Origin of the sequence: Haloferax marinum (assembly GCF_009674625.1) — an archaeon.
GTDB classification, from domain to species: Archaea; Halobacteriota; Halobacteria; order Halobacteriales; family Haloferacaceae; genus Haloferax; species Haloferax marinum.
The window spans coordinates 521,042-547,491 of record NZ_WKJQ01000001.1 but is presented as its reverse complement, the minus strand read 5'-3'; the positions used below and the strand labels follow the sequence as shown (position 1 = coordinate 547,491).

The following is a 26,450-nucleotide window of genomic DNA, read 5'->3' as shown; positions in this document are numbered from 1 at the left end:
TCGTCGGCTGAACTTTTCTCGCTCTGTGACGAAGTTCGTCACATGCGTGCTACCTTCGACGTTCGTACCGAGCGCCGTCTCCAGGTACTCGACGTGACTGACCACGTCGCAGCGGTGCTTCCCGACGACTACGACGGCGTGTGTACCGTCTTCTCTCGACACACGACGACCGGCGTCTGCGTCAACGAAGCCGAATCACGACTCCTCGACGATATCGAATCGATGCTCACACAGTCCGTCTCGGACGATGGCTGGCGACACGACGAGTTGGATGGGAACGCGGATTCACATCTCCGCGCACTCCTCGTCGGCAACGGTATCTCGATTCCGGTGGTCGGCGGCGAGTTGGACCTCGGTCGCTGGCAGTCGGTCCTCCTCGTCGAATGCGATGGGCCGCGGACGCGAACCGTGACCGTGGCGACGACGTAGTTCGGTCGCCGCGTTCGGTCTGTCGCTGACGCAGGGCTTACGTTACTCGGGGAGGTTCGTCCGAGTATGAGCAACCGCGTCGTGCAAGGTCGGATGGTGACGCCCGAGACGCTCGCCGAACTCGTCGAGGGAGAACGCCCACTCGAAGCCGAGGCGATAACAGACGCCGACTTCGACTGTCCCGAGTGTGGAGAAAACGTCATTCAGGTCGGCTACATGCCGAGTGTGACCGAGTTCGTCACCGCCTACAAGTGCCAAGAGTGCGACTGGGCGGACGACGACCGGGACGAGTAGAATCGAAACCCCTTTAAGAAAAATCGCCATACGAGAGAGTGCAGATAGAACGAATCGGGGCTGTGGCCAAGCCCGGCATGGCGACTGACTCCAGAGGCTTGGCGCCCGGGACGACACTCCAGCTGATATACTGAGCGGCCGACTGATCATCGGTCGTGTTGACGACCCTCTGGAGTTCCGAGGTGCCCACCGGAGATATCAGTCGATCGGGGGTTCAAATCCCTCCGGCCCCATTTTCTCTCAGAACTCACCCACATAGCGAGCGCTCCGTCGCTCGCGGACGGCGTGAGTCTGTGTAAAGTTGCCAACGGAGGATTTGAACCAGGGAGCGTCAGCGACCGAGGTTCAAATCCCTCCGGCCCCCGCGAATATCAGAGGCCAGCATCGACCACGACGGCGAGGAGCACGCCCCGAACGGCGGCGGTGTCGATATAGACTCACCGAAACTACCGGTGCAGCGAATCCTCGACGAGACGAGACTGCAGTACGAACTCGAAAAAGGTGAGATGTGGCGGTGCTCGAAGTGCAACTTCGGGACATACAACAAGTGTGTGATGGCTCGTCACTTCGTCAATGACGGCGTAGACGAACCGGAGAGTGCAGACCACGTGCTTCGCGGAGCAGACTACGACGTCACGAACAGAGGTTCCGTTCGGCTACGATGACCACACCGAGTCACTGAATTCGGTCGTCAGACTTCCTTCAGCGGGGTAACTTCGACGGAACCATCTGCTCCGGCAGTGACCTTATTCCCACAATAGTCGAAGGAGACGTGGCCGGTTCCATTCCGAAACAGGGCGTCCAGTGCATCAGGATCGACGGCGTCGGTGAGGGGTGCAGGAAGGTTGAGTGGGTCAAGACGTTGGGCATCTGCGACCGCTTCGACAACGGCAATACTGAGCGGAACCTTTTCCGCGGGCATACCAGATAATTGGGCTTTGATTTGCATAAATATTACTAATACTGGTATTTATTGCGGTTATATTGGCTTTTGAGTTGACAAACTGCCAAATTATTAATTTTGTCTGGTGTCGGCCTGTCTTTGGACACCCGCCGTGTGGAAATTGCAATTCTGCCCAGTAGTTCTGCTCATTTCACACCATCCTACGACTAACTTGCCAATATATCAGTTACATCGCTGTCGTAATTGGCCGATGGATACGTCCCGTCGTCCTGGTCCGATTTCGAGGAACACGGTTCTCGGACTCTATTTGGTGTGAAACTCACACCGGCCGAGAGACGTTCGACAGTTCGGACGAATTATTCTTCGTCCGTCTCGAACTCGAACTTGGCCCACGGTCGGACGTAGTGATTCGTAATAATCTCCGAAGAGACAATTTCGAGACCGAGCCTGGAGAGTTCGTTCGTAATTTCGGTCAGGTCGCGGGTGTCGATCGCCACGACCTCGACGTAGATGTTCTGCATGCTCGTCAGCATCTCCCGGACGTCCACGACGCCATGACACTCGATGGCGCTCTGGGCGAGTTCGTCTCGCTCCTCCGCAGGTGCGGTAGAGACGAACATCACGTGGAGCGGGTAGTTCGCCCGCTCGTAGTCGATTTTCGGGAAGTAGCCCTGGATGATTTCAGACTCCTCCAGCGCCTTGATACGGTTCCTGACGGTGCTGGCCGAGACGTTGACCTCCTCTGCAATCTCGGCAATCGCGACGTTGCGAGCGTCACGCTGCAGGACGAACAGGATTCCCCGGTCAATCTTGTCTAAGGAAACGTCGCTCATACACTTCAGGAGGGCGACTGATGACATAATTCCGCCCCCAGCGAGACCGTTCCAGCGAACACGAGCGTCGATGGTGTTGAGACGTCGTCACGACCGACACCACTTCCTCGAGCGCCACCGATAGCAGCAGAATCGCGGGCCTGCCCACGAACGGACTCAAAATTTGGGTAATCGGTCGAGGAACGCCTTCTTTCGTTCGTACGTCGTGAGATACACTCGCTCGAAGATAACGAGCGTCCCAATCAATCCCACGGCGGCAGCGACGCCGACCCAGACGAAATCTGCGAACCACTGTGCGTGAGCAGTTCCGACCTTCAGGTGGCTATACTCACCAGTCGTGAAGATGTCTTCCGGAACGGGGCCACTGAAGAGGACGTACGCAGAGTTGGGGAGCAACGCTGGCAGAAAGAGTGGGAAGACGAAGTTGAGCATCGGCCACCCGAAACCGAACCCAGTTGCGACCGCGAAGTAGACGCACATCACGAACGTCGCAGCGATGCGTGCGTGTCGACGTGCTGCTATCGCTTCGTTCGCGGTTCCGGCCGCGATGTCCACGTTTCCGAGTAGAACGAACGTCAGTGCATACGCTCCGACCCAGATAGAGAGGCCACAGACGGGGACGAGGAGGTTTTGCCACAGTGGACGCCGAAATGGGATGAGTATGGTGCGGGCTCTCGGATTCCCATCGTCCGCAGGTTCGTCCATCTTCTCAGACATTATCGACACCTCTCTAATAGCGATCTCACGGTGAACGTCTGCGACACCGATGTTTGCACTGCGATTCTCGTCGAGTCCCTCTAGAAGACGAACGTCTCACCGCCAGTAAACCAGCAATGCAACTAACAACACCACCATCAGCGGTACGACCGAAACCACTGCTTCGAGCGGACCCAGTAGAAGTAGAACCGCGGCCATCCCCACGAACTCCAGTGCCACGAGAACGCTGATGATTTCGAATGGTTGCGCCATCGTCCGAAATCACTCCGTACGAAGGCGCTCACTCCGTGAGCTAATCAAATTGATGACCATCCGACAACTCTACCCGGCGTACAGAACCCTCGGTCCACCCAACTCAGAGCACGACTTCGCTCTCCGGAAGCAACTCTTGTTCCGTCTGGACCGCTTCGAGGCCCGCTTCGACGAGCGTCGGTTTCTCGACTGGTTCGTCGAAGCGGCCAGGGTCTGGTTCGACGCGTTCGAGCATCGACGTGAAGACCGGTCCTTTTCGGCCGCCAGCGGAGACGATGCCGCCGAATTTGTGTTCTTCGAACGACATCTCGTCGGGCGCCGGAAACTCCTCGCGGATAATCTGGGCCGTCTGTCGGACGTACGCTGCTGCCTGCTTCTGTGAGTACAGACTCTCGCTGTAGTACGTGTCGGCGTGGTCCGCTTCGAGTTCTTCCGACATGTGTTCGGGCGACTCGTACCAGACCGATTCTGTCGTGGTGTACCCACTCGCAAACCGGACGTTGACGGTGAAACTATCGGGGTATCGAAGGATGAGAGGGAAGAACAGCATCTCCGAGATGGTGGTCCGCTGTTGGATTCGCCAGAGAGCCTCCAGATAGTACGACGTGAGCGCACCGATTCGGTCGTCTCGCTCGCCATCGTGGTACGCCATCGCCACCTCGGTGTAGTCGTCGCCCGTGAGGTGGCGAAGACGGCGTTCGAAACTCTCGGCGAGGCGCTCTTGTTCCGCTTCGTAGGCGGCCAGTAGCGGGACGTCTGGGTCAGCGAGCATCTCTGCCCGTTGCTCCCGAGCGTCTGCTACGTTCATCATGTTTTCGTGGAAGACACGCTCGTCGTCTGGGGTGGGCAACGGTGTTCTGACTGCGGTTTGGTACAGAACGCTCGCGTCTCCGTTGAACTGTTCTCGGTCACCGCTCATACGGAACAGTCTGTGAATCAAGTATATAGCAACACAGGGTCTCAGGAGTAGGTTGCTGGAAATGACGTGAGTCAGAGACTACCATAAAGCCCCTTCAGACGAGTAACAGTCAGAATCGTCACCGAGTTCCCTGATACTGGTACTGATAGGTGACTGCTGCGGTGCGTGTGTCACACCTATCGAATGGTAACCGTTCTCGCACACTGAGAAACACAGGAGTCGATAGCACAGGCTGAGGCGTACCTACTCTGTGGTGACGAACAATGCGACCTAAAGAGGAAGATCTCATCGACGACGCCAGGGAGTCAGAATTGGTTTCAGCCTGTCGGACGGCCATCGGAGACCAACTCCGGTCGATTACGTACTTCACGAAAGACAGATACGAGCAGATATATCTCCGGTCTGACCTCGAAGCGGACGCAGACCTCGCTGGGTTCGTCGATTACGAGTCGTGGGGGTTCGACGCGCACACCGCCTACTCCGGGTCCGAACTCGGAAACTACCGTTTCACGATTCGCGTCTTCGACAACGGGTTCCTCGTGCGAGTGACGACGCCGGACAAAGGAGTGTTCCTGACGACAGACGGACTCACGATGCACGATTTCAACGAAGTCGCGACGGCACTCCGGAGTCTGCTGGCGAACTAACACCAATCCACCGCTGTTGCCTTTGGAGACCTCCACTGGGGTCCCTCACCGGAAACCATCGTATCCCGTTCAAAAATGACCGACTGTGGGGTGTTTAGCTATTGTTGCACGAGTACTGGACGTACATCGCCCAGCTCTTGCCGCCGAATTCAGTTCCCTTGGCCCACGCCGTCTCTTCGCGGTACTCACAGGGAACGGGGAACGTTCCGACAACGACCTGTCCGATGATGTACTGGTTGTTCCCAGGAACGAATATCACCGCGAGGTAGTCACCACATCCGGGGACGAATCCTTCGCCGTTGGCCTGTGTGTCCGCGAGAATCTCGTTGACGCGGTTCTGGTTCCACGAGCCAAGTCCGGCCCCACTGACTTCGTCATCGACGAGCGTCCAGATAGCTCGTTGAACGTCGCCATAGGTGTACGTGCCATAGCCACCAGCCGATGTCGTTCCGACCCAGCCCTGATTGATGATGTAGTTGACCAGGTCGAGGTTCTGTGGGTTCTCTATGAGACCCGCTGGGAGCGATTCGTAGCTGGAGTACACCTGTGCTGTATAGGTCGCACCAGGCGATATCGTTCGGTCGGTATCGACACAGAAACTGTCGTAGAGTCCGTTGACGACCGTTCCCCCGCTGACGGTGAGGTTGAAGTAGCTGTCACCTCCTGGGAAGGCGACGCTAATCGTCGCTGACGATGGAAGTTGTTGTGCGAAGTAGTCCAGCGTGTCGACTGTCTCCACCACTGCGTGAACCGCGACGACGACTGTGCCGTCGTTCGAAGGCACCGGGAGCGAATCCCCGACAGTCGTCACACAGTCGTGTTTCTCGTTGTGGTCGAAGTGCCCAACAATCGGGTTTCCGCTGCCAGTGGTTGGAACCCCGTCGACGGTATCGGCCACGTGGACGTGGGTTTCGGTGAGACACCACCATCCGGTCGTCTCGATGGCGAAACTCAGGTTCGAACCGTCGCACGAGAGTTTCACTGAGCCGACGTTGGTACCGACTCCGTCTCCCCCGCCTGCGATGAGGTCGAAGCTGGTCTCGTTGTTCGCTACTGCAGTCCCTGCCGCACTCGTCCCAACGACGGCAAAGAGTGTTGCCGACGCCGCCCCGCGAAGGAGACTTCTGCGGGTTACGTTCCTGTTGAGTGATTTCTGTTTCATGCTCTCTCCCGCCCACCATACGATAGGCATATACCAATGGTTTGCAATCAGAATATAATTATTGTTTTATTGTCACGTTGCGGAATTTCTCAGTAACTTAATTATTACTTGTGTACACTATCGACAGCTAACTGGTTTCAAATGGCCTTTGTCGGGAGGTCAGACGAGGAGGCCAATTATGATAGGTTTCGAGAACGTTCGTTGTAAGACAATATTTCCGACAAGATATCTGCGCCACGATGTCCGAAGCACGAACGGTGTCGTCCACGCCATCGGACGGTGGAGACGACAGGTCCAACTCGAACTCGGGCCTGGACCCCGGACCCGGACCCAGACCTGGACTCGGACCGTCAGTGGGTCGTTTCGCACCCTCTTGGACAACAACTTTCTCCCGACGCGCCGACAACGCTACCTATGGAACTCGTCTCTGTTGCTGCACTCTCCGAGAACTTCGTCATCGGCCGTGACGGTGAGATTCCGTGGCCCAGCATCCCCGAAGACAAAGAGCAGTATCGCGGCCGAATCGCGAACGACCCGGTAATCATGGGTCGCCAGACGTTCGACTCGATGCGAGACGACCTGCCGGGGAGTTCCCAAATCGTCCTGAGTCGAAGCCAACAGACGTTCGACGTGGACACAGCACACTACGCACGGACTGTCGAGGACGCCATCGATATCGCAGAATCACTCGGTGCCGAGACGGCGTACGTCATCGGCGGTGGCGCTATCTACGACCTGTTTCAACCACACCTCGACCGGATGGTGCTGAGTAGAGTCCCTGGCAAGTACGAAGGGGACACGTTCTATCCCGTGTGGGAGACAGACGAGTGGCAACTCGAATCTGAGACGCCGTACGAGCGGTTCACACTGCAAGAGTGGGTCCGAAGAACAGACACTTGAGACGAGAGAAGACGAGAAGACACCTGAGACGAGAGAAGACGGGACAACAGAGACGGGACGAGACGGGAGAGTCCGAGAAGGAGTCAGTCCACACACGTCACGAGAAAGTCGCGGACGGTCTTTCCCATCTCGTCCCACGTCCCGTGTTCGGTGTATCGGTCCCGTGCGGCCAGCGAGTACGAGACGAGTCGCGTTCGATTCCGGCACAACGGCGCAATCACGTCGGTAATCGCCGAGACGTCCGTCGGGTCGACCAGAAAGCCATCCCGGCGGTGTGTCACGAGTTCGCTTGCACCGCCTTCGGTAGAGACGAGCGCGGGTAATCCGAACCCCATCGCTTCGAGCGCGGCGATACCGAACCCCTCGTAGTGCGATGGGAGTGCAAAGAGATGCGACTCACGGAGCGTCGCCACGAGGTCGGCATCCGGGAGTCGCCCCGTGAACGACACTCGCTGGGCAACTCCCAGGTCGTCTGCGAGCGTACGGAGTGAGTGCTCGTAGGCAGAATCGACCGCGTTTCCGACGATAGTCAGTCGCCAGTCGCCACTGACGCGGGCGAGCGCGCGAAGCAACCCATCGACGTTCTTTCTCGGTTCGAGGTTGCCGACAGAGACGACACGGAGTGGCCCGTCGTCGGCACGAGAGCGTATTTCGTCGTCGCTCAGTGGGGCGCCAAACGAAGAAAAGCGGTCACCTGCAGGATAGGCGACGACGCTCGGTTCGGGGTCGGTCACCGTTGCGACCGTCTCCCGCGTCGTCTCGCTGTTGAAGACGAAGGCATCGACCGAGTGGAGATACTGCGTCTCGATTGCCTGTTTGACGTGCCGTCTCCACGACGTGTGGGTCTCTCGCGAGTGGAGATGGTGGACGAGCGAGACGACCGGCGTCTCGTCGTCGAGTCGTGGGTTGACCCCTGCGAGCGACGGATGACACAACTCGTCTTCGACGAGAACGTCGACGTCGAGGTCGCTGAGGCGACGGTGCGCAGTAACGTTGTCTCGTAATCGCTGTCGATACGGCCGTTCAGGGAGTGAGACGACAGTCACCTCGTCGCCCGCGGCCCGGAGCGTGCGAACGAGTTCGAGGTCGTAGCGATAGCCACCGGACCGTCCGTCGAGTGGTCCGTAGACGACGAATCCAACCCGCACGTCAGAGCGCCATCTCGTACGTGGCGCTGGCAACGTCGTCTTCCCAAACGCGAACCGAGATGTGCTCGGGGTTCTCGAGGGTTGCTGCTTCGACGAATCTGACACACACCTCGTGTGCGAGTCGTTCGACGCTCGGATTCTTCCCTTGGAACTCGATGAGGTCGTTCATCGTCTTGTCTCGGTAGCGACTCAGCGTCGCGTCCAACGCGGCTTTCACGTCGTCGATATCGACGAGATAGCCGTACTGGTCGAGTTCCGGTCCGGAGAGTTCTATCTCGACTGTGAACGCGTGCGAGTGAATTTCCCCCTCCGGTCCAGGATTCGGGACGGTCAGAAAGTGCTGGGCTATCATCTCTCTGCGGACCGAAAGACGGTACATAACCTGTCAACAGTCCGCATACGTAAAGAGGATTTGGACGGCTTCGTCCGGTTCGTCTTCGAGTAGCTGGTAGGCGCGCGAGGCGTGCTCGACTGGAAGTCGGTGGGTGACGAGTGAATCGAGCGGGAGGTCGGCCAGATGGTCCCACGCCAGCGAGAAGCGTCTGTCGGCGTCCCATCGGCCTCGGAGGTCGGGTGCGATAGTGCTCACCTGACTGCTTTCGATGCTGATTCGAGAGCGATGGAACTGGCCGCCGAGGTCAAGTGTCGCGGGTTTCGTCCCGTACCACGACCCCACGAGAACGCGCCCAGCGTATCGCGTCACGTCGAGTGCGTCGTCGAGTGCGTCTGGGTTGCCAGAGAGTTCGAGAGTGAGGTCAGCACCGTCTGCAGGGGTGTCGAGTGAGTCGGGATGGACTGCCGTCGTCGCGCCGAGTTCGAGCGCGAGGTCGCGCCGTTCGGCAACGCAGTCGGCGACAGTGAGACTCCCGAGTGGGAACTGACTGAGAAGCGCCGTCGTCACGAGGCCGACGACACCCTGTCCGAAGACCACGACGTGTTCGCCGATACGCGGGTTGCCGTCCATCACGAAGTTGAGCGCCGTCTCCATCGTCGGCAACAAGGCGGCCCGAGCGTCGCCGACGTCGTCTGGAATCGGATAGAGGTCGGTCGGTCTGGCGACGAACTGACTCTCGTGTGGGTTGAAACCAAAGACGCGACGGCCACGCCACGAAGCATCGACGGATTCACCGATGGCTTCGACCTCACCGACTGCCGCGTATCCGTACCGAAGCGGGAAGGAGAGGTCTCCGTCGAGCGCGGCGATAGAGACGTCCGAAGGGAGGTCGGTCGGCGCTTCGCCGCGGTAGACGAGTCGCTCGGTTCCGGAACTCACGGCCGAAGTTTGCGTCCGCACGCGAACCTCCTGGGGTCCAGGTTCGGGAACCTCGCAGTCACGGACTTCGACGGCTTCCGGACCGACGAAGTAGACTGCGCGACCCTCCATCGGTTAGTCGTGTGCGGTCTCGATAGAAGCGTCTGCGAACTCGACAGTCGTCCCGAAGTCACGGCAGTCTTCGAGGGCGTGTTTGGCGGCGAAGCCTGCTTCGTGAGCGTTGCTCGCCGTGCCGACGCCGACTTTGAGTTCGACGTCCGCCTCGGCCTCGACGTGGTCGATAGCCGCGTTGTACTGGTCTTCGGAGAGGTCAGGGGTGACTGCGATGATGTTGTCGCCGCCGACGAAGAACGAGAGCGCACCGTGCTCGCGCCGGAGGTAGCGCATGAGCGAGGCGTAGCCCTGTTCGATGTGGATGAACGTGTCGAACTCGTTGAGGCGGTCGGTGTACTTGCCGGTGGCGTCGTTCACGTCGAAGTGTGCAATCTGGAGGTCGGTGGCAGAGCGGTCTGCGTCCGCGATGGGTTCACCCGAGAGGACCTCACGGCGGTCCCCGTCTTGCGCACTGCCTGCTCGTTGGATACCGTCAGTCGCACGTTCGAGCGCGACTGCAGGATTTCGGTCCGCTCCGATACCGAGACTGAGCGTCACCGGGTAGCGATTGCCGATAGATTCCTGGAGCAGTTCGTGGTCAGCGCGGTCCAGTCCGTTAGTGACCGCAACCATGTTGTCGAAACGAGTGAAGAAAACATATCCGTCACGAGAACCGACAAACTGGGCCAGGTCAGCGAACAACCGCGACTGAAGCGTCTGGAGGTCCATCTCCCGTCGTGGGTCCGGTGTGACCGTCCACGGCCCGTAGTTGTCGATCTGGACGAGCGTCAACTGCGTATTCGTCACAGTAAGAGGGTAGGGCGAAGCACATATCGTTCTTTGGTTCTGGGACGGTTCGGCCGGAACTCACCGAAGGCGTCGTGAGTGCGTTACGTAGGCGTCTTTCGGAGATATCGACTCGCGAGCACGTCGAGGATGGCCCACATCACGACCCAGACGATGATGGTCGCGAGAATAATCGTCGTCGTCGACAACAACGGCACAACCACGACCACCGTCGCGACCATCGAGTACGTCAAAAAGAGTGCGACCATCGCCGTCACTAATCCGTACACTCCCATCGCGCTATTTCCAGTCGCAGGACCCCGTAACCACCCGACCAGTCGTTTCGAAGAGACGCCCATACAGTGAGGTACGACACCGTGCCACATAATTGTTCTCCGGGGCGAACGTTCAACACCTGTGGTGCCCTACCACGGACGATGGAGTACCGAGGTGTCGTCCTCGACGTCGATGGGACAGTCGTCCGGGGAGACGTAGCTATTCCTGGTGCGCTCGATGGCCTCGCGGCTATCGACGCCGCCGGACTCGACCGTCTGTTCGTCTCTAACAACCCGACGAAAGCGCCACCTGCCTACGAGTCACGGTTACGCACCGCTGGTATCGAGGCGACGGCCGACGAAATCGTCACGTCCGGCACGACGACCACCGTCTACCTCGCTGAACACCACCCCGGCGCTCGGACGTTCTGTATCGGTGAGTCCGGAATACACGACCAACTTCGAGAGGCAGGTCTGGAACTCGTCACCCCAGACGACGAACCCGAGGTGGTCGTCGTCGGTATCGACCGCGAGTTCGACTTCGACGACTTGCGCGACGCCTACGTCGCCCTCCGAGATGGTGCGAGATTCTACGGAACCGACCCGGACATCATCATTCCTACCGCAGACGGTGATATTCCAGGGTCTGGTGCGATAATTCACGCTGTCGCTGGCGTCGCCGGACGCGACCCTGACGAAGTGTTCGGGAAGCCCTCGACAGTCGCACAACGGGTCGTCCTCGACAGACTCGGTTTGCCGCCAGAAGACGTGTTGGTCGTCGGAGATAGACTCGACACCGACATCGCGTTCGGACTCGACGCTGGGATGGGAACTGCAGTCGTCAAAACCGGCGTCACCGACGACGCAACGCTGTCGAACACTGCGTTCGAACCCGACTACGTCCTCGACGGACTCGGCGATATCGAGCGGTTGCTCTCGGAGTGACGTGCGTAGACGATAGACGAAGCAAGACGGACGAAGTAGGCCAGACGAAGCAGGACGGACAGACGAGGGGCTCGCCCGCCTCTCGGCGCGCGGGCATCGTCGACCCCTGCACAATCATTATAGTATTCAGGTGATAAGTACTTCGTGGGGTGAACTCCCATGCCCGGAAAGAAAATTTTGCTCCTCGCTGGCGATTTCGTCGAGGACTACGAGGTGATGGTACCGTTCCAAGCGCTCCAGATGGTGGGACACGAGGTCCACGCGGTGTGCCCAGAGAAAGACGCAGGAGACCGGTGTAAGACCGCTGTCCACGACTTCCGCGGCGACCAGACGTATCTGGAGACCCGCGGTCACGACTTCGCGCTGAACGCGACGTTCGCGGATGTCGACCCCGCCGAGTACGACGCACTCGTCGTCCCTGGTGGCCGTGCACCGGAGTATCTCCGCGGATACGACGACGTTCTCGACACGGTTCGGCACTTCTTCGACGAGAAGAAACCTGTCGCCGCTATCTGCCACGGCCCGCAGATTCTCGCCGCCGCAGGCGTCCTCGATGGCTACGAGATGACGTCTTACCCAGCAGTCCAACCCGAAGTCGAACGCGCCGGATGCACGTGGGTGGACGAAGTGACCGTCGATGGAAATCTCGTCACCGGACAGGCCTGGCCAGACCACCCAGAGTGGTTGGCGGCGTTCCTCGACGTTCTCGGCACCGAAATCAGCCACGGACCGGCCGCAGCGGCCGCAGACGACTGAATCGACAGCTCACACGTGATGTAACCACGTGTGAGAATGTCTGACAAAGATTTTTAACACCGGAAACGTAGAGTCTTCCATGGAAGAACCGAACAGCCCGTATTTCCGCGAACAAGTCGACACTGTCGCTGAATCAGACCCGCAAGAGGGCGAGGTCGTAATCGTGGAGGGGAAGGCCATGAGCCTTCGAACATATCGACAGCGCCACCACTAATCCAGCGGCGCACCGGGCTATCGAGTTCACGGTCCGCACCGTCACCGCGGTTTTTCAGAAATTGTGCGGTGAGAGCGCTCAGAACGCGCCGCCAACGACAGTAACGTCTGCTTGCAGTCCATCACGAATCGCGTCGTGGACGTGGCAGATGTCTTCGGCGAGCGCCGTAATCTCCGCGAACTCCTCGTCAGAGAGCGCTCTCTCGACGTAGACGTCGAAGCTAATCTCCACGAGGTCGTCGGCGTCGTCGAGGACGGCGTCGGCGTCGATTTGAATCTTGCCAAGGTCGTCGAATCCAGTCTTCTGTCCACCGACGCGGAACGCGGGGAGGAAACATGAAGCGTACGTCGCGACGAGGGTCGCGTTGGGGTTCGGACCCGCCTCGTCGAGGGCGTCGATTGCGAGATTGAAATCGCCGACCTGGCTCGTACTGGCGAAGCCTTCGTCACTGACAGTCGAAGTTTGAATATCGGTCATCCACCGGTGATCAGGAATGGTCGAGCCTAAGGATTGTTCGATAGGACTCGTCTGTGCACGACCGGGAAGAAAATAAGACGGGATGCAGCGACCGTCGCTCCTTATTCGAGTGTGAACGACTCGTCGCCGTCGAGGACGTGGACCTCGGCGTGACTGCCAGCGGCTTTCACTTCGTGTTCGAAGTCGCGGATGTCGATTTCGATGGCGGGGAACGTGTTGTAGTGCATCGGGAAGACGTGGTCGACGTCCAACCAATCGGCGGCGATGGCGGCCTGCCACGGCCCCATCGTGTAGTGGTCGCCGACCGGGAGCGCCGCCGCGTCGGGTTCGAGATACGGGCCGGTAATCTCACGCATGTCCGTCATCAAGCCCGTGTCGCCAGCGTGGTAGAACGTCGTCGTGTCTTCGTCGGACTCGTGAGTCGGCATCTTGTCGCTAATCACGTATCCACCCGGCACACCGGCCTCGAACTCGTAGCTCGTGTTGATACCGTTGGTGTGGTCTGCTCGGACCATCGTGACGAAGGCGTCACCGAGTTCGACGGTCCCGCCGATGTTCATGCCGAGCGTCTCGTCGACACCCATCTCGGCTTCGACGTACCCGACGAGTTCGGGAGTTCCGACGACGGTCGCACCGTCGAACGCGCCCGCGTCCGCGATGTGGTCCGCGTGACCGTGCGTGAGGAGGACGTAATCCGGCGTCTCGACGTCGCTCGGTTCGAGAGACGTGATGGGGTTGTCGAAGAACGGGTCGATGAGGAGTGAGGTGTCTCCGACTGTGACGTACCACGTCGAGTGACCGTGCCAAGTGAGTTCCATAGCGTTCGAACGTTACACGTGAAATACACAAAAAGCTATTCGAGCAGAACGGTCTGGCCGCATCTTCGCGGGCGTCGAGGCCTTCGCTCTCGGGACGCACTCGGGGCGCACTCGGGACGCACTCGGGGCGCACTCGGGACGCACTCGGGGCGCACTCGGTACGCTGGATGGTGCGGGCGTCGCACGGGGCGTCACAACTCGTCCCGACCCGAGATTCGGGGGATTACTTTTCAGTCTACGAACAGATATGCCGAGTGATGTCCCCGAACGACCAGGCCCTCCAGCAACTCGACGAACGACCCGACACGCCAGAAACGCGAGAGAAGGGTCTCGATGGGTGGCTCGACGCTATCATCTACTACGGTCTGGGCCAGCACATGTTACTCGCGCTGCCGACGCTCTGGATTGCGTTTCAAACCGTCTCCATCCCCGTCGCGGTGACGACGAGCGCCATCGTCTCGCTCACCGTGGCGTCGGTCACTATCGGTGCGTTTCGGATGGGCGTCCTCTCTACTGGCCACCCGTGGCACCGAATCGAAGATAACGAACTCGGCCTCGGCCCCGACGGAGGGTACGGCTTTCTCGTTCGGCGTGCAGCGTATCTGAACACGACACTGGGACTTGCCACGTTCGCCGGTGCCATCGCCGACGCCAGCGGTTGGGGACTCGTGGGCGCGGTTCTCGTCGGCGGCGGGTTCTCGTTCGGTGCGCTGTACGTGTTGCCGAATCTCCGCGCTGCCAACTCGAAACAGTCGGTTCCCGTCCGGGTCATCTACTATGCGGTCTCTCTCTCAGTTGTCGCTTCCACCGGACAGGTGCTGGAACTCTCTGTGGGTGCACCGAGTGCGGCGCTCGCCTTCGCCGTCGTCTGTCTCTTCACCGTCTTCGACGTCGGGGCCGACCTGCGGAAACCGATGGATGGGATGTAAAGACCTATCACGAACGGCACAGACTCGTCGTCCATGCACCACGTTCGATTCCGTGACCCCGCAGGGGCAGTCCGACGAGGCGAGTGGCACGGCGATTCGGTCTCTTTCGGTGGGGAGACGTACGACCTCGGCGAAGTCGATGTCCTTCCGCCGTGCGACCCGACGAAAATCGTCTGTATCGGTCGCAACTACGCCAAGCACGCCGAAGAGCGGGACGAAGAAGTTCCAGACCGGCCACTGCTGTTTCTCAAACCGCCGAACGCCGTCGCCAGCCACGGCGACACGGTGACGCTTCCCGCTGGGAAGGAGAACATCGAACACGAGGCAGAACTGGCCGTCGTCATCGACGAGCAGTGTCGGAACGTCGCGCCCGAAGACGCAGAAGACGTCGTCGCGGGGTACACAATCATGAACGACGTGTCGAACCGCGACGACCAGGACCGCGAGACGAACTGGGTTCGTGGCAAGGCGTTCGACGGTGCGGCACCCCTCGGCCCCGTCCTCGCCGACCCCGAACACCTCCCCGACGACGCTAGCATCTCGCTCCGCGTGAACGGCGAGACGAGACAGGACTCCAGCATCGAACATCTCATCTTCTCCATCCCGGAACTCGTCGCCGAGATTACGACGTACCTGACGCTCGAAGCAGGTGACGTCATCTCGACGGGCACGCCCGAAGGCGTCGGCCCACTCGAAGACGGCGACCACGTCGAAGTCGAAATCGAAGGTGTCGGCGTCCTCGAACACGACGTCCGTCAGGACTGACGACGCGACAGCATCGGGGGTTTCGCTTTCTCCCTCGTCTCTCGATACCACGACGAGTCCGACGGCAATCAGAGGACAAGCCATAAGTTTAGGCTGGCCTAATCTCGAACCAATGCGACTGACGCGACGGGACGCGATTGCGGTACTCGCTGGACTCGGAATCGTCGGGGGCGGCGCAGTCGCCATCGACCGATTCGACCCACCGACCGCAGAGAGCGACGACGGCGACAGAGACGACATTCCGCAGGCGGTCGTGGTTTCGACGATGGTCGCCGCGGGGGAAGTCGTCTACCCGAGCGAGACAGAGGGTATCAGAGAGTTCGTCGAGGCGTACGTTCTCGGGCGTACGAGAGACGAAGAACGTGGTGCACAGCTGCGAGCGGCGGCCGCAGAACTCGATGCCGTCGCGAGAGACTGGCACGGGGAACCGTTTTCCGACCTCCCGAGAGACGAACGCGACTCGCTCCTCCGTGAACTCGGAGCAGACACTGCCGACCCAGTCGCAGACGGCACGCTCTCCGAGCGGATTCGGTTCCACGTCGTGAACGAACTGCTCTACGCGTTCTACGCCTCGCCGACCGGTGGCCGACTCGTCGGAATCGAGAACCCAATCGGCTACCCTGGTGGGACCGAGAGTTACCAGCGAGCGACGACAGCGGAGACAGAGGATGGATGATGTCGACGAGTAACCACGCCCAGACCGACCGAACGCCCGTCTCTGACGCCGACGTGTGTATCGTCGGTGCCGGCCCTGCTGGTGCCATCGTCGCCCAGCGACTCGCAGCGTCAGGTGCGTCGGTCGTCGTCCTGGAAGCGGGACCGCGATTCGACGGTGACAGGCGCGAGCAACTGGAGCGACACGTTCGCCCCGGCCTCGGCACCCCCTGGGAGATGGGCGGCCCACGAGACGAGTTCACGTCGTCCGGTGAGTCGTTCTACCCGCTGAACGCCGGACGTGTGAAAGGCGTCGGCGGAACCACACTCCACTGGCAAGGGATGGTCATGCGCCTCCACGAACGTGATTTCGAACTCGACTCACGACACGGCGTCGGTGCAGACTGGCCCATCTCGTACACCGACCTCAAGCCCTACTACGCCGCCGCAGAACGCGAGTTGGGTGTCGCCGGTGCGGTAGACAACCCGTATGCCCCACCGCGTGACGAAGCCTATCCACTCCCGGCGTTCCCACCGTCCTACTCTGACTCACTGTTTGCCGAGGCCTGTGAGCGACTCGAAATCGACATGCACTCCGTGCCGAGCGCCCGCAACTCGGAACCCTTCGACGGACGGTCACCGTGTGTCGGATACGGGACGTGCAAACCGGTCTGCCCCTCTGGTGCGAAGTACACCGCCGAATCACACGTCGAGAAGGCGGAGTCTGCCGGCGCGCGCGTCGTCGACCACGCGCGGGTACGACGCCTCGAACACGACGAGTCGGGAACCTCCGTCGTCGCCGCGGTCTACACCACGCCAGACGGTGAGACACACCGGCAGACCGCAGACGAGTACGTCCTCGCTTGTGGTGGTGTCGAGAACGTCCGCCTCCTCTTGCTCTCTGCGTCCGACCAGTACCCCGATGGACTGGCGAACTCGTCTGGCGTCGTCGGCCAGTACTTCATGGAACACCTGTTCGCCGGCATGGGTGGCCGACTCGACAGGCCGACCAGACAGAATCACGTCGGATTCAACACGAGCGAGACACACCAGTTTTACGACGACAGTGAACCCGTCAACGGACTCAAACTGGAGTTTCTCAACTACGCCGGTCCGTCACCCGTCGTCGACGCCTTGCACGCGGAGACGTGGGGCGACGAGTTGCGAACGCAGTTAGCAGACGCGTACGGGACCCACATCGCGATGGGGGCGCTCGTCGAGCAACTGCCACGTGCGGACAACTACGTGACCCTCGACACGGAGACGACAGACGATTTGGGCGACCCAGTCCCCGAAGTCCACTGGTCCGTCGACGACCAGACGAGGGCCGCACTCGCCCGCGCGAACGAGATTCAAGCGTCGGTGATGGACGAACTCGGCGTCGACGTGGAGTGGACTGTCGGACCAGACAACACCGGCCCAGCGTTTCACCACATGGGGACGACACGGATGGGGACAGACCCAGAGACGAGTGTCGTCGACGGCGAGTGTCGGTCACACGACCTGCAGAATCTCTGGATTGCCGGGTCGAGCGTCTTCCCAACCGGCGGTGCGATGAACCCGACACTCACTATCGCTGCGCTCTCACTCCGTCTCGCCGAGTCGATACAGGGTCGGATGCCGTAACTGAAACCGATTTCAACGTCGTGAGAATGACGTCACTGTAATTTACGTATTGCACGATAACCTGGATTCGATGCTGAGACGGCAGTACCTCCGAGCGATTGGCGCGGCTAGCGCAATCGGCGTTGCAGGTTGTCTCGGCGGCAACGCCCGGAGGCAAGACGGGGGTGCAACGCTCGGTTCGACGAGCGGTGACGCTGCGGCCGAGTCGGGCACGGCCAATGGTGGGAAGTCAGCAGACCTGACGCTCGCGACTGCGACGACTGCTTACGACACGGGATTGCTCGACGTGCTCCACGAGGGGTTCGCAGACAAATACGGAGTGCGCGTCAAGACACTCGTCCAGGGGACCGGTGCCGCCCTCCGAACCGCCGCCGACGGCGACGCTGACGTGGTCATCACGCACGCACGGAGTGCAGAAGACGAGTTCATCCGTGCCGGTCACGGTATCAACCGCCGTGACCTGATGCACAACGACTTCCTCGTCGTCGGCCCCGAAGACGACCCGGCCGGTCTCGAGACAGTCGGCAACGACCCCCGTGCGGCGTTCGAAGCCATCGCAGCGACAGAGTCGCTGTTCATCTCTCGTGGTGACGAGTCGGGAACGCACATCAGAGAGAAACTGCTGTGGGAACAGTGCGACGCGAACCCGTCGGGGCGGTGGTATCAGGCGACTGGTGACGGGATGGGCGACACGCTCAGACAGACGAGTCGTCGCAGTGCGTACACCCTCGTCGACCGGGGGACCTACTACGTGATGTCGAATTCGACGTCGCTCCGCAGTTTCGTCGAAGGGCCTCTCGGTGGGGGTCCGGACGTCCTCCGGAACGACTACGCCGTCATCCCGACGAACCCCGCCAAACACGACGTGAACTACGCGCTGGCGATGGCGTACGTCGGCTATCTCACCGGCCGTGAAGGGCAAGAACTCATCCGCAACTTCGGTGAGACGACGCTCTTCGTCCCCGACGCACTCGACGACGAACCGCCGTTCGACCAGTACCGACCGAAATCTGGCGACGAGTGAGCGCTGTGGTTCGGAGTGGGCCTCCGACCCAGAGTACGCACCCTTAAGAACCGCCACACGCATTTTTCGACCATGCAACCACGGGACCTCTCCGCGCACGCTCCCTACGTACCCGGCCGCGGGACAGAGGAGGTCGCCCGCGAACTCGGGATGGACCCCGAGGACCTGACGAAACTCTCCTCGAACGAGAATCCACACGGCGCGAGTCCGAAGGCCGTCGCGGCCATCGAAGCGGCCGCGCCGACGGTGAGCGTCTACCCGAAGACGGCACACACCGACCTGACTGAGAAACTCGCAGCCAAGTGGGACCTCGAAGCCGAACAGGTGTGGGTCTCACCCGGCGCCGACGGGTCTATCGACTATCTGACCCGCGCGATGCTCGAACCCGGTGACGACGTCCTCGAACCGTCACCCGGATTCTCGTACTACTCGATGAGCGCCCGCTACCACCACGGCGACGCCGTCCAGTACGACGTGTCGAAGGCCGACGACTTCGAACAGACTGCCGACGCCGTCCTCGACGCGTACGACGGCGAGCGCATGGTCTACCTCACGACGCCACACAATCCGTCGGGGTCTGTCCTCCCACGAGCAGAACTCGTCGGACTCGCCGAAGCTGTCGAAGACCACACGCTTCTGGTCGTCGACGAAGCCTACGGCGAGTTTTCCGACGAACCGTCGGCTATCGACCTGCTCTCGGAGTACGACAACGTCGCCGTCTTGCGCACCTTCTCGAAGGCCTACGGCCTCGCCGGCCTCCGAATCGGGTACGCCTGTGTTCCCGAGGAGTGGGCCGACGCCTACGCCCGCGTGAACACACCGTTCGCCGCGAGCGAAGTCGCCTGTCGTGCCGCGCTCGCCGCACTGGACGACGAAGACCACGTCCAGAAGACGGTCGAATCCGCACGGTGGTCGCGCGACTACTTCCGGGACGAACTCGACGTGCCGACGTGGGAGAGCGACGGCAACTTCGTCCTCGCGGAAGTCGGTGACGCGACTGCGGTCTCCGAGGCCGCACAGCGAGAGGGCGTCATCGTCCGCGACTGCGGGAGTTTCGGCCTCCCCGAGTGCATCCGCGTCTCCTGCGGCACCGAAGAACAGACGAAACGCGCCGTCGACGTCTTGAACCGAATCGTCTCGGAGGTGCCGACGGCGTGAAACTCGTCGTCACCGGAACCCCCGGAACCGGGAAGACGACGGCGACGGACCTCGTCGCCGACGAACTCGACCAACCCGTCGTCCACCTGAACCAACTCGTGAAGGACGACGGTCTCTGGACCGAACGCGACGAGGACCGCGACACGCTCGTCGTCGACCTCGACGCCGTCCGTGACCGACTCGGCGACTGGGACGGACTCGTCGAGAGTCACCTCGCCCATCACCTCGACGCCGACCGTGTCGTGGTCCTTCGCTGTCGCCCGGACGTCCTCGAAGACCGCCTCCTCGAACGTGGTGAGTCCGAGGCGAAAGCACGCGAGAACCGCGAGTCCGAAGCCCTCGACGTCGTTCTCGGCGAGGCAGTCGAATTCCACGGCGAAGACGCCGTCTACGAGATAGACACGACCGACCGCGACCCACAGGCCGTCGCCGACGACATCGTCGCCGTCGCGAACGGTGAGCGCGAACCGTCGGCAGGAACCGTCGACTTCATCGAGTATCTATGACGCTGGACCAATACCGCGACACGGCAGACAAACTGCTCGCACCGTTCGTCTCGGCGGCCGACACCGCTGGACTGTCACCCAACGGGGTGAGCGTCATCGCCTTCGGCTTTGCTGTCGCTGCGGGCGTCGCGTTCGGCATCGCAGACCCACTGTGGTACGGCCTCGGCGCACTGTTCGTCTTCCTCAACGGCTGGTTGGACCTCGTCGATGGCGCACTCGCCCGCAAGCAAGGCGTCTCGTCGAAGGCCGGCGACATGCTCGACCACGTGCTCGACCGCTACGCCGACATCGTCGTCCTCGTCGGCCTCGCCGCCGGAATCGACTCGTTCGCACTCGGTCTCGCTGCCGTCACGGGCGTCCTCATGACCTCGTACCTCGGCACGCAGATTCAGGCAGTCGGACTGGGACGTGCCTACGGCGGACTCGTCGGACGCGCCGACAGACTCGCACTCATCGGTATCGTCGGCTTCGCGTCGGCCTTCTACACTGGCACCATCGGCGGGTTCACGCTCGTCGGGTGGCTGTTGGTGTTCTTCGCCATCATCGGCCACTTCACCGCACTCCAGCGATTCTGGGGTGCCTGGAGCGACCTGACGTAGCGACCACGACTCACCTGCAGTTTCTTCGGTCTCTCGTCAAACTCGCGGTAACCGACTGACAGTGGCGCATTCGTCCCGTAGACGCGTGGCCGGTGGCGTGCCTTTTATACGCGGCGGGGCGGTACGTGAGTGTATGCCTCAGTGCGAGATGTGTGGCTCCAACCAAGCCTCTCTGAAGACTGTGAAAGTCGAAGGCGCAGAACTGCAACTGTGTGACAACTGCGCCCAGTTCGGCACGGAGGTCCGCACCGAGTCGACTTCCAGTGCGAGCTCGAAGTACTCTACCTCCTCGTCGAGTGGGAAGGCCAAACGCTCGTCTGGGTCGTCTTCGTCTTCGTCCTCGTCGTCGAAGACGCGCCGACGCCGCGACATGTTCGACGACATGGACGAGATTGCCACCGACTACGACTCCCGTATCCGTCAGGCTCGCGAGTCACGTGGAATGAGTCAAGAAGAACTCGCCAAGTCGCTCAACGAGAAGGCGAGTCTCATCCGCAAGCTCGAGCGTGGCGACATCATGCCGCCGGACACCGTCCGGAAGAAACTCGAACGCAAACTCGACATCTCGCTCGTCGAAGGCGAGAGCGACGACGACTCCGAGTGGTCTGGCGGCGGCAGCACGACGACGACGCTGGGCGACGTGGTCAAGCGCAAAGACTGACGCCCGACGCTCTCCGACCCGACGAATTTTCTCCACGACGGTCGTCCCGGTTATTCACCCACGAGACGCAGTCTCGTGTCACTCCCGATGTCGAAAACCAATTTATTAGTCCGGGCGGACGCGACGTCTACTGTGTTCATCCTAGTCAACCTCAAGGCGTACCCGTGCGACCCCATCGAAGTAGCCACCGCCGCGCGTGACGTCGCCGAGGAGTCCGGCGTCCGCATCGCCGTGTCGCCACAGGCGGCCGACATCTCGCGTGTCGCTGCAACCGGCGTCGAGACGTGGGCCCAACACGTCGACCCGAACGACTACGGCAGTCACACCGGCAGCACGCTCGCCGAAGCAGTTGCAGAGGCAGGCGCAGTCGGGACGCTCATCAACCACTCCGAAAAGCGCATGAAACTGGCAGACATCGACGGGTCGGTCCAGGCCGCAGAACGCGCCGGACTGGAGACCTGTGTCTGTGCGAACAACCCCGCACAGATTGGCGCAGTCTCCGCGCTCGGTCCTGACTCGGTCGCTGTCGAACCGCCGGAACTCATCGGCGGCGACGTCTCCGTCGCGACTGCCGACCCCGGTATCGTCACCGACGCCGTCGATTCGGCGGCCAACGTCGACGAAGACGTCGACGTCTACTGCGGTGCCGGTATCTCCACCGGTGACGACGTCGTCACTGCCGAAGAACTCGGTGCGAGCGGTATCCTCCTCGCGTCCGGAGTCGCCAAGGCCGACGACCCGCGTGCGGCCCTCGAAGACCTCGTCTCGGGCCTGTAAGAACGACGGCTACCCGCGGTTCGCAGTTCGATTTTTTGAAGCCAGTCACGAAATAGCAGTCAGCAGGCAGTCACGAAACAGCGGTTGCGAGGCGGTTACTCGTCGTCTTCGTCGACGAACGACTGCTCTATCGCTTGGACCGTCTCTCGCAGTTCGTCTGCGTCCAACAGATCCGCGTACTCGTCGCTGACGAGGTCGGGAAGCGCGTACTCGTACTGGCCGCGACCGGCGTGGCGGATGAATCCGGCCCGACGGAGCGACCGATTGCGACCGTACGCGAGATGTTGGTCTCCCGTCTCTCCCGCCGCGACGTGGGCCGAAAGCGGGTCAGAGATGCCGTATTCGCGGTAGTGGGCGAGCATTCCGTGGTGGACCGCTCCGAGTGCGTTGACGATTGCGGTCATCCTGTCGACCACGTCGCGTCTGTTCTCGGCACCGGGCGCTGGTTGCAAGTCTGCGGGTTCGAAGTCGCCCATGTCGACTGCGTTTTCCCACGCGTTCTCGTCCCCGTCTTCCGGGACGTCTCCACCCTCTGGAAGGAGTCCGTGAGTCGGCCACGGCGGGCCGTCGGGTGCTTCGAGCGGTGGGCGTGGGTGTTTCCGCACACTCGGGTGTGCGTCGTCGTCGGTACCGTCGCTGAGGTCGGTGTCCGCGACTGCGCGTGCCACGTCGTCGGGTGTTGCACCCTGTTGGACCACGTCCGGTGTCGTCTCGTCGTCGCCCGTTCTCTCGCCCACGTCCCCGCTCACCGCCCCGTCACCGTCCGATTCGCCGTACTCGCCCAGTGCGGCCTGTTTTTCTTCGGGGCGGTTGAGATTCCGGCCTTGCCCACCACGGTAGGGGGCTTCGGCTTTCTGGAACATCGCCTGGGCGAACTGGTCGGCCATCCGAGAGAGGTCGCGGGCCTCTTCGAGTTCGCGTTCGAGTTGCCGAATCTTGGCTTCCTTCTTTTCGACTTCCTGTCTCAGGTCGGCGATTTCGCTCTCGCGGCGCTCTTTTTCGTCGGATATCTCCTTCAAGTCGGAGACGAGGTCGCCGTCGACCGATTTCAGGTCGGGGCGCTCGAAGTCGTCGAGGCCGGGCGTCGCTCCCGCGTCGAACGTCTGCTTTTTGTGGAACTGCACGCGACGGATTGATTCGGACCAATCGGTGACGAGAAAGCCCTCGCCGTTGCCCATATCTTCGATTGCGTCGGCGTACTCCGACCCCAGAATCCGCCCGACGACTTTCGTGTCGTTCCGCCACGTGAGGCGGTGCCAGACCAGCCAATCGCACTGGGTGATGAAGTCTTTCTTGACGTCGGCCGGGCGCTGTGAGATGCCGACGACGCCGAGGCCGTGTTTCCGCCCGCGCTTGCCGATTTTGATGAGCATCTTGCCCGCTTCGTCCATCCCACCTTTCTCGGGGATGTACTCGTGGCACTCCTCGATGAGCATGAGAAACGGTTTCTTCAGCCTCTTTTCTTTCGCAAATAAGTGCTTTGCCACCTCGGTCACTAACTCGTCGGCAGCCGAGTCGTCGAGATAGCCCGACACGTCGAGGATAATCGGGACGTTCTGTTCGAGTGCGAGCGTGGCGAGTCGTTCGGCGTGTTCGGGACTGACCTGAATGTCACACTCGTGGTCTGCGCCCGCGTGGAGCAGTTCGAACTCCTGTTTGAGGCCGTAGTACTCGCCGTCGGTATCGACGATGAGTACCGGGAAGTTCGACGACAGCAGGTTCTCTATCATCACCGACGCCGTGTTCGACTTCCCGGACCCGGACTTGCCAGTAATGAACCCGCGTCCGGTGAGAATATCGACGACCGGTAGGTCGACAGTCGTCCCCGGATCTTCGTTGCCAACTCCCCCTGGTCCGTCACTGATTTCGGCAACCGAGATGGTTTCCGTGTCCGAATCCGTCATCCGTTCTGGACGACTGCGTCGGGGGACATAGTTCCTCCCCTCTCTTCGACGTTCGTCGGCGCAACTCAGTCGAACTCGACGAGCGACGACTGCCCCAGGCGCTTCTCGTCGTTCGACGCGGACTGCTCTGCGTTCGACGCGGACTGTTCTGTGTTCGACCCAGACTGCTCGGCTTCGGTCGCTGTGTCGTCACGACCAGTCGACGCGTCGGCGGTCGACTCCCACCCGTCCAGACGCGACTGGTCTGCTGCCGAAAACGAGAGATTTGAGACTCGTACACCGAGTTTACGGACTCGCTCGTCTGCGAACTCTGCGTCGAGTAGTTCCAGTGCGACCGACTCGACGAGGTCGGGGTCGTCGACAGGACCGGGAAGTGACCGGGCACGAGTGTTGATGTCGAACGGCGGCACGACCACTTTGATGCCGATAGTCCGATACATCGCCCCGCGCGACTGCGCACGGTCGGCCACGTCTGCCGCGAGTGCGCGGACGACTTCACGTTTCGCGTCCATCTCTGCGGTCGGGTCGGTCAACGCCGACTCTCTGGAGAGACTCTTGGGCCGCCCCGTCGGCGTGACCGCTCGGTCGTCGATTCCGCGTGCTCGGTCGTGAAGTTCGCGGCCACGAGACCCGAAGTTGGATTCGAGCGTGGTCGGGTCCGCCGCCGCGAGGTCACCTGCCGTGTCGATGTCGAGAGACGCCAACTCGCGGGCCGTGACGGGGCCGACACCGTGAATCTCTTCGACAGCTATCGGTGCGAGAAACGACTGAACTTCGCCAGGTCTGACGACGACGAGGCCGTTCGGTTTGTCGAAGTCCGAGGCGATTTTCGCGGTGGACATGTTCGGTGCGACGCCGATAGACGCCGTGACACCCACCTCGCGGGCGATTCGCTGTTTCACGTACCGAGCGTAGCCTTCTGCGAGCGTCCGGTCGCCAGACGGCGCGAAGTCCCACGCGGTTCGGTCGGTCACGTCGAGATACGCCTCGTCGATACTCACCTCACGAACGACGTCGGCGCAGTCGTGGAGAATCTCTTTGACCTCGCTCGCGATGGATTTGTAGAAGTCGATATCGACGGTACGATAGTGCCCGGTTCCAGCAGGGTCCTCGTCGGGGGCGACGTCTGCACGCCGGGGCAGTTTTTCCAACGCCGTCGATATCGGTTGGGCACTTCCGACACCGAACTCTCGTGCTTCGTAACTCGCGGTTGCGACGGCGCCGTGGCCTTCGCCGGGTTCGTAGCCCATCCCGACGACGACGGGTTCGCCCACGAGTTCGGGTTCGCGGAGTCGCTCACAGGAGGCGTAGAAACAGTCCATGTCCACGTGGAGGACGATTCTGTCGGGTTCGTCGTCCGTCTCAGTCCCTGGGAGCGTCTCCTCCGCCATCAGGTGAGGGTAGACGGGCGACGTACCTGAACCTTCAGGTACCACGGTGAAAGTGGACGCGAAACCAGCGTGGGACAGCGTTCGCTACTTCAGTCGTTCCTGCAAGAACGACGGGTGGGCGGCCTCGACGCCGTCGATAGAGAGAATCTTGTCAGAGATGACGTCACCCAGCGAGTCGCCGTCGACAGCGCGGACCTCGGCCATCAGCATGTGGTCACCAGACGAGGTGTAGAGCGATTCGACGTCGCCGAGGTCCTTGAGGGCACGTGTGACCTCCACGTAGCGTTCACTGGCGCATTCGATGCCGACCATCGCAATCGACTGTCCAGCGAGTTTCTTCGGGTCGATGTCTGCAGAGTAGCCGATGATGACGCCGTCGTCTTCGAGTTTGCTGATGTACTTTCGAACCGTCGGCTTCGACACGCCCGCCCGGTCTGCAATCTCGGCGTACGACGCTTTCGCGTCTTCTTCCAAGACTGCGAGGATGCGTCCCTCCGTGGACGTGGTTTCCATGCCCGCTTGTTTTTGTACGGGAGAAAAATATCTTGCGAATCCGCAAACGCATATCCTCCACGTCGAACTGGTCTGTGACCGACCGTTCGACGCGGCGACAG

General features: G+C 61.1%; 33 protein-coding genes and 1 tRNA gene. 18 read left to right on the top strand and 16 right to left on the bottom strand.

Annotated features, from left to right (window positions below):
• The first annotated feature begins 42 nt into the window (after positions 1–42).
• From GJR99_RS02795 to GJR99_RS02785, 3 genes are all read left to right on the top strand, one after another.
• Positions 43–429, top strand: coding sequence for a secondary thiamine-phosphate synthase enzyme YjbQ (locus tag GJR99_RS02795; RefSeq protein WP_151109153.1), 387 nt, complete (start codon positions 43–45; stop codon positions 427–429).
• 66 nt (positions 430–495) lie between these two features.
• Entirely contained in the window at positions 496–723 is a 228-nt protein-coding gene (locus GJR99_RS02790; protein WP_225317589.1) for a DUF5795 family protein, read from the top strand.
• Between the two features lie 56 nt (positions 724–779).
• Positions 780–956 (top strand) — tRNA-Trp (locus GJR99_RS02785).
• A gap of 458 nt (positions 957–1,414) precedes the next feature.
• On the opposite strand, the gene GJR99_RS02780 is transcribed toward GJR99_RS02785, so the two are convergent.
• The 5 genes from GJR99_RS02780 to GJR99_RS02765 form a co-directional block, all read right to left on the bottom strand.
• Positions 1,415–1,645, bottom strand: a complete 231-nt coding sequence (locus tag GJR99_RS02780) for a HalOD1 output domain-containing protein (protein WP_151109152.1) — start codon at positions 1,643–1,645, stop codon at positions 1,415–1,417.
• Between the two features lie 338 nt (positions 1,646–1,983).
• The gene (locus GJR99_RS02775; protein ID WP_151109151.1) at positions 1,984–2,460 is read right to left on the bottom strand and encodes an Lrp/AsnC family transcriptional regulator; all 477 of its coding nucleotides are present in this window, start codon (positions 2,458–2,460) and stop codon (positions 1,984–1,986) included.
• Positions 2,461–2,616: 156 nt separating this feature from the next.
• On the bottom strand, positions 2,617–3,177 hold the full coding sequence (locus tag GJR99_RS02770) for a hypothetical protein (protein WP_151109150.1): 561 nt from the start codon (positions 3,175–3,177) through the stop codon (positions 2,617–2,619).
• Positions 3,178–3,273: 96 nt separating this feature from the next.
• Entirely contained in the window at positions 3,274–3,429 is a 156-nt protein-coding gene (locus tag GJR99_RS17350) for a hypothetical protein (protein ID WP_191967056.1), read from the bottom strand.
• A 103-nt stretch (positions 3,430–3,532) separates the two neighbouring features.
• On the bottom strand, positions 3,533–4,348 hold the full coding sequence (locus tag GJR99_RS02765; RefSeq protein WP_151109149.1) for a hypothetical protein: 816 nt from the start codon (positions 4,346–4,348) through the stop codon (positions 3,533–3,535).
• Between the two features lie 263 nt (positions 4,349–4,611).
• Between GJR99_RS02765 and GJR99_RS02760 the strand changes: the two genes are divergently transcribed.
• Complete coding sequence (locus tag GJR99_RS02760) at positions 4,612–4,995, top strand: DUF7522 family protein (protein WP_151109148.1); 384 nt, start codon at positions 4,612–4,614, stop codon at positions 4,993–4,995.
• 94 nt (positions 4,996–5,089) lie between these two features.
• On the opposite strand, the gene GJR99_RS02755 is transcribed toward GJR99_RS02760, so the two are convergent.
• Positions 5,090–6,157, bottom strand: coding sequence for a hypothetical protein (locus GJR99_RS02755; RefSeq protein ID WP_151109147.1), 1,068 nt, complete (start codon positions 6,155–6,157; stop codon positions 5,090–5,092).
• A gap of 414 nt (positions 6,158–6,571) precedes the next feature.
• Here GJR99_RS02755 and GJR99_RS02750 point away from each other — a divergent pair, with 414 nt between their 5' ends.
• The gene (locus GJR99_RS02750) at positions 6,572–7,057 is read left to right on the top strand and encodes a dihydrofolate reductase (RefSeq protein WP_151109146.1); all 486 of its coding nucleotides are present in this window, start codon (positions 6,572–6,574) and stop codon (positions 7,055–7,057) included.
• Between the two features lie 83 nt (positions 7,058–7,140).
• Here GJR99_RS02750 and GJR99_RS02745 read toward each other — a convergent pair whose 3' ends face one another.
• The 5 genes from GJR99_RS02745 to GJR99_RS02725 all read right to left on the bottom strand — a co-directional run bounded on the left by GJR99_RS02745 (position 7,141) and on the right by GJR99_RS02725 (position 10,716).
• Positions 7,141–8,205: a glycosyltransferase family 4 protein gene (locus tag GJR99_RS02745; RefSeq protein WP_151113814.1), complete on the bottom strand. Its 1,065-nt coding sequence runs from the start codon at positions 8,203–8,205 to the stop codon at positions 7,141–7,143.
• 1 nt (position 8,206) lies between these two features.
• Entirely contained in the window at positions 8,207–8,584 is a 378-nt protein-coding gene (locus GJR99_RS02740; protein ID WP_151109145.1) for a 6-pyruvoyl trahydropterin synthase family protein, read from the bottom strand.
• 6 nt (positions 8,585–8,590) lie between these two features.
• Positions 8,591–9,589: a zinc-dependent alcohol dehydrogenase gene (locus GJR99_RS02735; RefSeq protein ID WP_151109144.1), complete on the bottom strand. Its 999-nt coding sequence runs from the start codon at positions 9,587–9,589 to the stop codon at positions 8,591–8,593.
• Between the two features lie 3 nt (positions 9,590–9,592).
• Positions 9,593–10,378, bottom strand: a complete 786-nt coding sequence (locus GJR99_RS02730) for a GTP cyclohydrolase III (protein ID WP_151109143.1) — start codon at positions 10,376–10,378, stop codon at positions 9,593–9,595.
• 83 nt (positions 10,379–10,461) lie between these two features.
• Positions 10,462–10,716, bottom strand: coding sequence for a hypothetical protein (locus GJR99_RS02725; RefSeq protein ID WP_151109142.1), 255 nt, complete (start codon positions 10,714–10,716; stop codon positions 10,462–10,464).
• A 78-nt stretch (positions 10,717–10,794) separates the two neighbouring features.
• Here GJR99_RS02725 and GJR99_RS02720 point away from each other — a divergent pair, with 78 nt between their 5' ends.
• The 3 genes from GJR99_RS02720 (at position 10,795) to GJR99_RS17695 (ending at position 12,547) form a co-directional block, all read left to right on the top strand.
• Positions 10,795–11,577 carry an HAD-IIA family hydrolase gene (locus GJR99_RS02720; RefSeq protein ID WP_151109141.1) on the top strand — a complete coding sequence of 261 codons (783 nt, stop codon included), beginning with the start codon at positions 10,795–10,797 and terminating at the stop codon, positions 11,575–11,577.
• 159 nt (positions 11,578–11,736) lie between these two features.
• On the top strand, positions 11,737–12,333 hold the full coding sequence (locus GJR99_RS02715; protein WP_151109140.1) for a DJ-1/PfpI family protein: 597 nt from the start codon (positions 11,737–11,739) through the stop codon (positions 12,331–12,333).
• Positions 12,334–12,412: 79 nt separating this feature from the next.
• Positions 12,413–12,547 carry a hypothetical protein gene (locus tag GJR99_RS17695; protein ID WP_255518297.1) on the top strand — a complete coding sequence of 45 codons (135 nt, stop codon included), beginning with the start codon at positions 12,413–12,415 and terminating at the stop codon, positions 12,545–12,547.
• Positions 12,548–12,625: 78 nt separating this feature from the next.
• On the opposite strand, the gene GJR99_RS02710 is transcribed toward GJR99_RS17695, so the two are convergent.
• Both GJR99_RS02710 and GJR99_RS02705 read right to left on the bottom strand, forming a co-directional pair.
• Positions 12,626–13,024 carry an OsmC family protein gene (locus tag GJR99_RS02710; protein WP_151109139.1) on the bottom strand — a complete coding sequence of 133 codons (399 nt, stop codon included), beginning with the start codon at positions 13,022–13,024 and terminating at the stop codon, positions 12,626–12,628.
• Positions 13,025–13,125: 101 nt separating this feature from the next.
• The gene (locus GJR99_RS02705; RefSeq protein WP_151109138.1) at positions 13,126–13,842 is read right to left on the bottom strand and encodes a metal-dependent hydrolase; all 717 of its coding nucleotides are present in this window, start codon (positions 13,840–13,842) and stop codon (positions 13,126–13,128) included.
• Between the two features lie 257 nt (positions 13,843–14,099).
• Here GJR99_RS02705 and GJR99_RS02700 point away from each other — a divergent pair, with 257 nt between their 5' ends.
• The 10 genes from GJR99_RS02700 to tpiA all read left to right on the top strand — a co-directional run bounded on the left by GJR99_RS02700 (position 14,100) and on the right by tpiA (position 22,541).
• On the top strand, positions 14,100–14,771 hold the full coding sequence (locus GJR99_RS02700) for a hypothetical protein (RefSeq protein ID WP_151109137.1): 672 nt from the start codon (positions 14,100–14,102) through the stop codon (positions 14,769–14,771).
• Positions 14,772–14,804: 33 nt separating this feature from the next.
• Positions 14,805–15,536 carry a fumarylacetoacetate hydrolase family protein gene (locus GJR99_RS02695; protein ID WP_151109136.1) on the top strand — a complete coding sequence of 244 codons (732 nt, stop codon included), beginning with the start codon at positions 14,805–14,807 and terminating at the stop codon, positions 15,534–15,536.
• A gap of 112 nt (positions 15,537–15,648) precedes the next feature.
• A complete protein-coding gene (locus tag GJR99_RS02690) occupies positions 15,649–16,212 on the top strand; it encodes a gluconate 2-dehydrogenase subunit 3 family protein (protein ID WP_151109135.1) in 564 nt (187 codons plus the stop codon).
• A complete protein-coding gene (locus GJR99_RS02685) occupies positions 16,212–17,816 on the top strand; it encodes a GMC family oxidoreductase (protein WP_151109134.1) in 1,605 nt (534 codons plus the stop codon). Before GJR99_RS02690 ends, GJR99_RS02685 begins: the two co-directional genes overlap by 1 nt.
• Positions 17,817–17,886: 70 nt before the next feature.
• A complete protein-coding gene (locus tag GJR99_RS02680) occupies positions 17,887–18,840 on the top strand; it encodes a substrate-binding domain-containing protein (RefSeq protein WP_151109133.1) in 954 nt (317 codons plus the stop codon).
• 72 nt (positions 18,841–18,912) lie between these two features.
• The gene (gene hisC, locus GJR99_RS02675) at positions 18,913–19,998 is read left to right on the top strand and encodes a histidinol-phosphate transaminase (RefSeq protein ID WP_151109132.1); all 1,086 of its coding nucleotides are present in this window, start codon (positions 18,913–18,915) and stop codon (positions 19,996–19,998) included.
• On the top strand, positions 19,995–20,504 hold the full coding sequence (locus GJR99_RS02670) for an adenylate kinase family protein (protein WP_151109131.1): 510 nt from the start codon (positions 19,995–19,997) through the stop codon (positions 20,502–20,504). The genes hisC and GJR99_RS02670 overlap by 4 nt, the downstream gene beginning before the upstream one ends.
• Entirely contained in the window at positions 20,501–21,103 is a 603-nt protein-coding gene (locus GJR99_RS02665) for a CDP-alcohol phosphatidyltransferase family protein (RefSeq protein WP_151109130.1), read from the top strand. The genes GJR99_RS02670 and GJR99_RS02665 overlap by 4 nt, the downstream gene beginning before the upstream one ends.
• A gap of 133 nt (positions 21,104–21,236) precedes the next feature.
• Complete coding sequence (locus GJR99_RS02660) at positions 21,237–21,764, top strand: multiprotein bridging factor aMBF1 (RefSeq protein ID WP_151109129.1); 528 nt, start codon at positions 21,237–21,239, stop codon at positions 21,762–21,764.
• Positions 21,765–21,896: 132 nt separating this feature from the next.
• Positions 21,897–22,541 carry a triose-phosphate isomerase gene (gene tpiA / locus GJR99_RS02655; protein WP_151109128.1) on the top strand — a complete coding sequence of 215 codons (645 nt, stop codon included), beginning with the start codon at positions 21,897–21,899 and terminating at the stop codon, positions 22,539–22,541.
• 95 nt (positions 22,542–22,636) lie between these two features.
• On the opposite strand, the gene GJR99_RS02650 is transcribed toward tpiA, so the two are convergent.
• From GJR99_RS02650 to lrpA1, 3 genes are all read right to left on the bottom strand, one after another.
• A complete protein-coding gene (locus tag GJR99_RS02650; RefSeq protein ID WP_151109127.1) occupies positions 22,637–24,445 on the bottom strand; it encodes an ATP-binding protein in 1,809 nt (602 codons plus the stop codon).
• 65 nt (positions 24,446–24,510) lie between these two features.
• Positions 24,511–25,836, bottom strand: a complete 1,326-nt coding sequence (gene dinB, locus GJR99_RS02645; RefSeq protein WP_151109126.1) for a DNA polymerase IV — start codon at positions 25,834–25,836, stop codon at positions 24,511–24,513.
• 84 nt (positions 25,837–25,920) lie between these two features.
• Positions 25,921–26,349, bottom strand: coding sequence for an HTH-type transcriptional regulator LrpA1 (gene lrpA1, locus GJR99_RS02640; protein WP_151109125.1), 429 nt, complete (start codon positions 26,347–26,349; stop codon positions 25,921–25,923).
• Between the last annotated feature and the right edge of the window lie 101 nt (positions 26,350–26,450).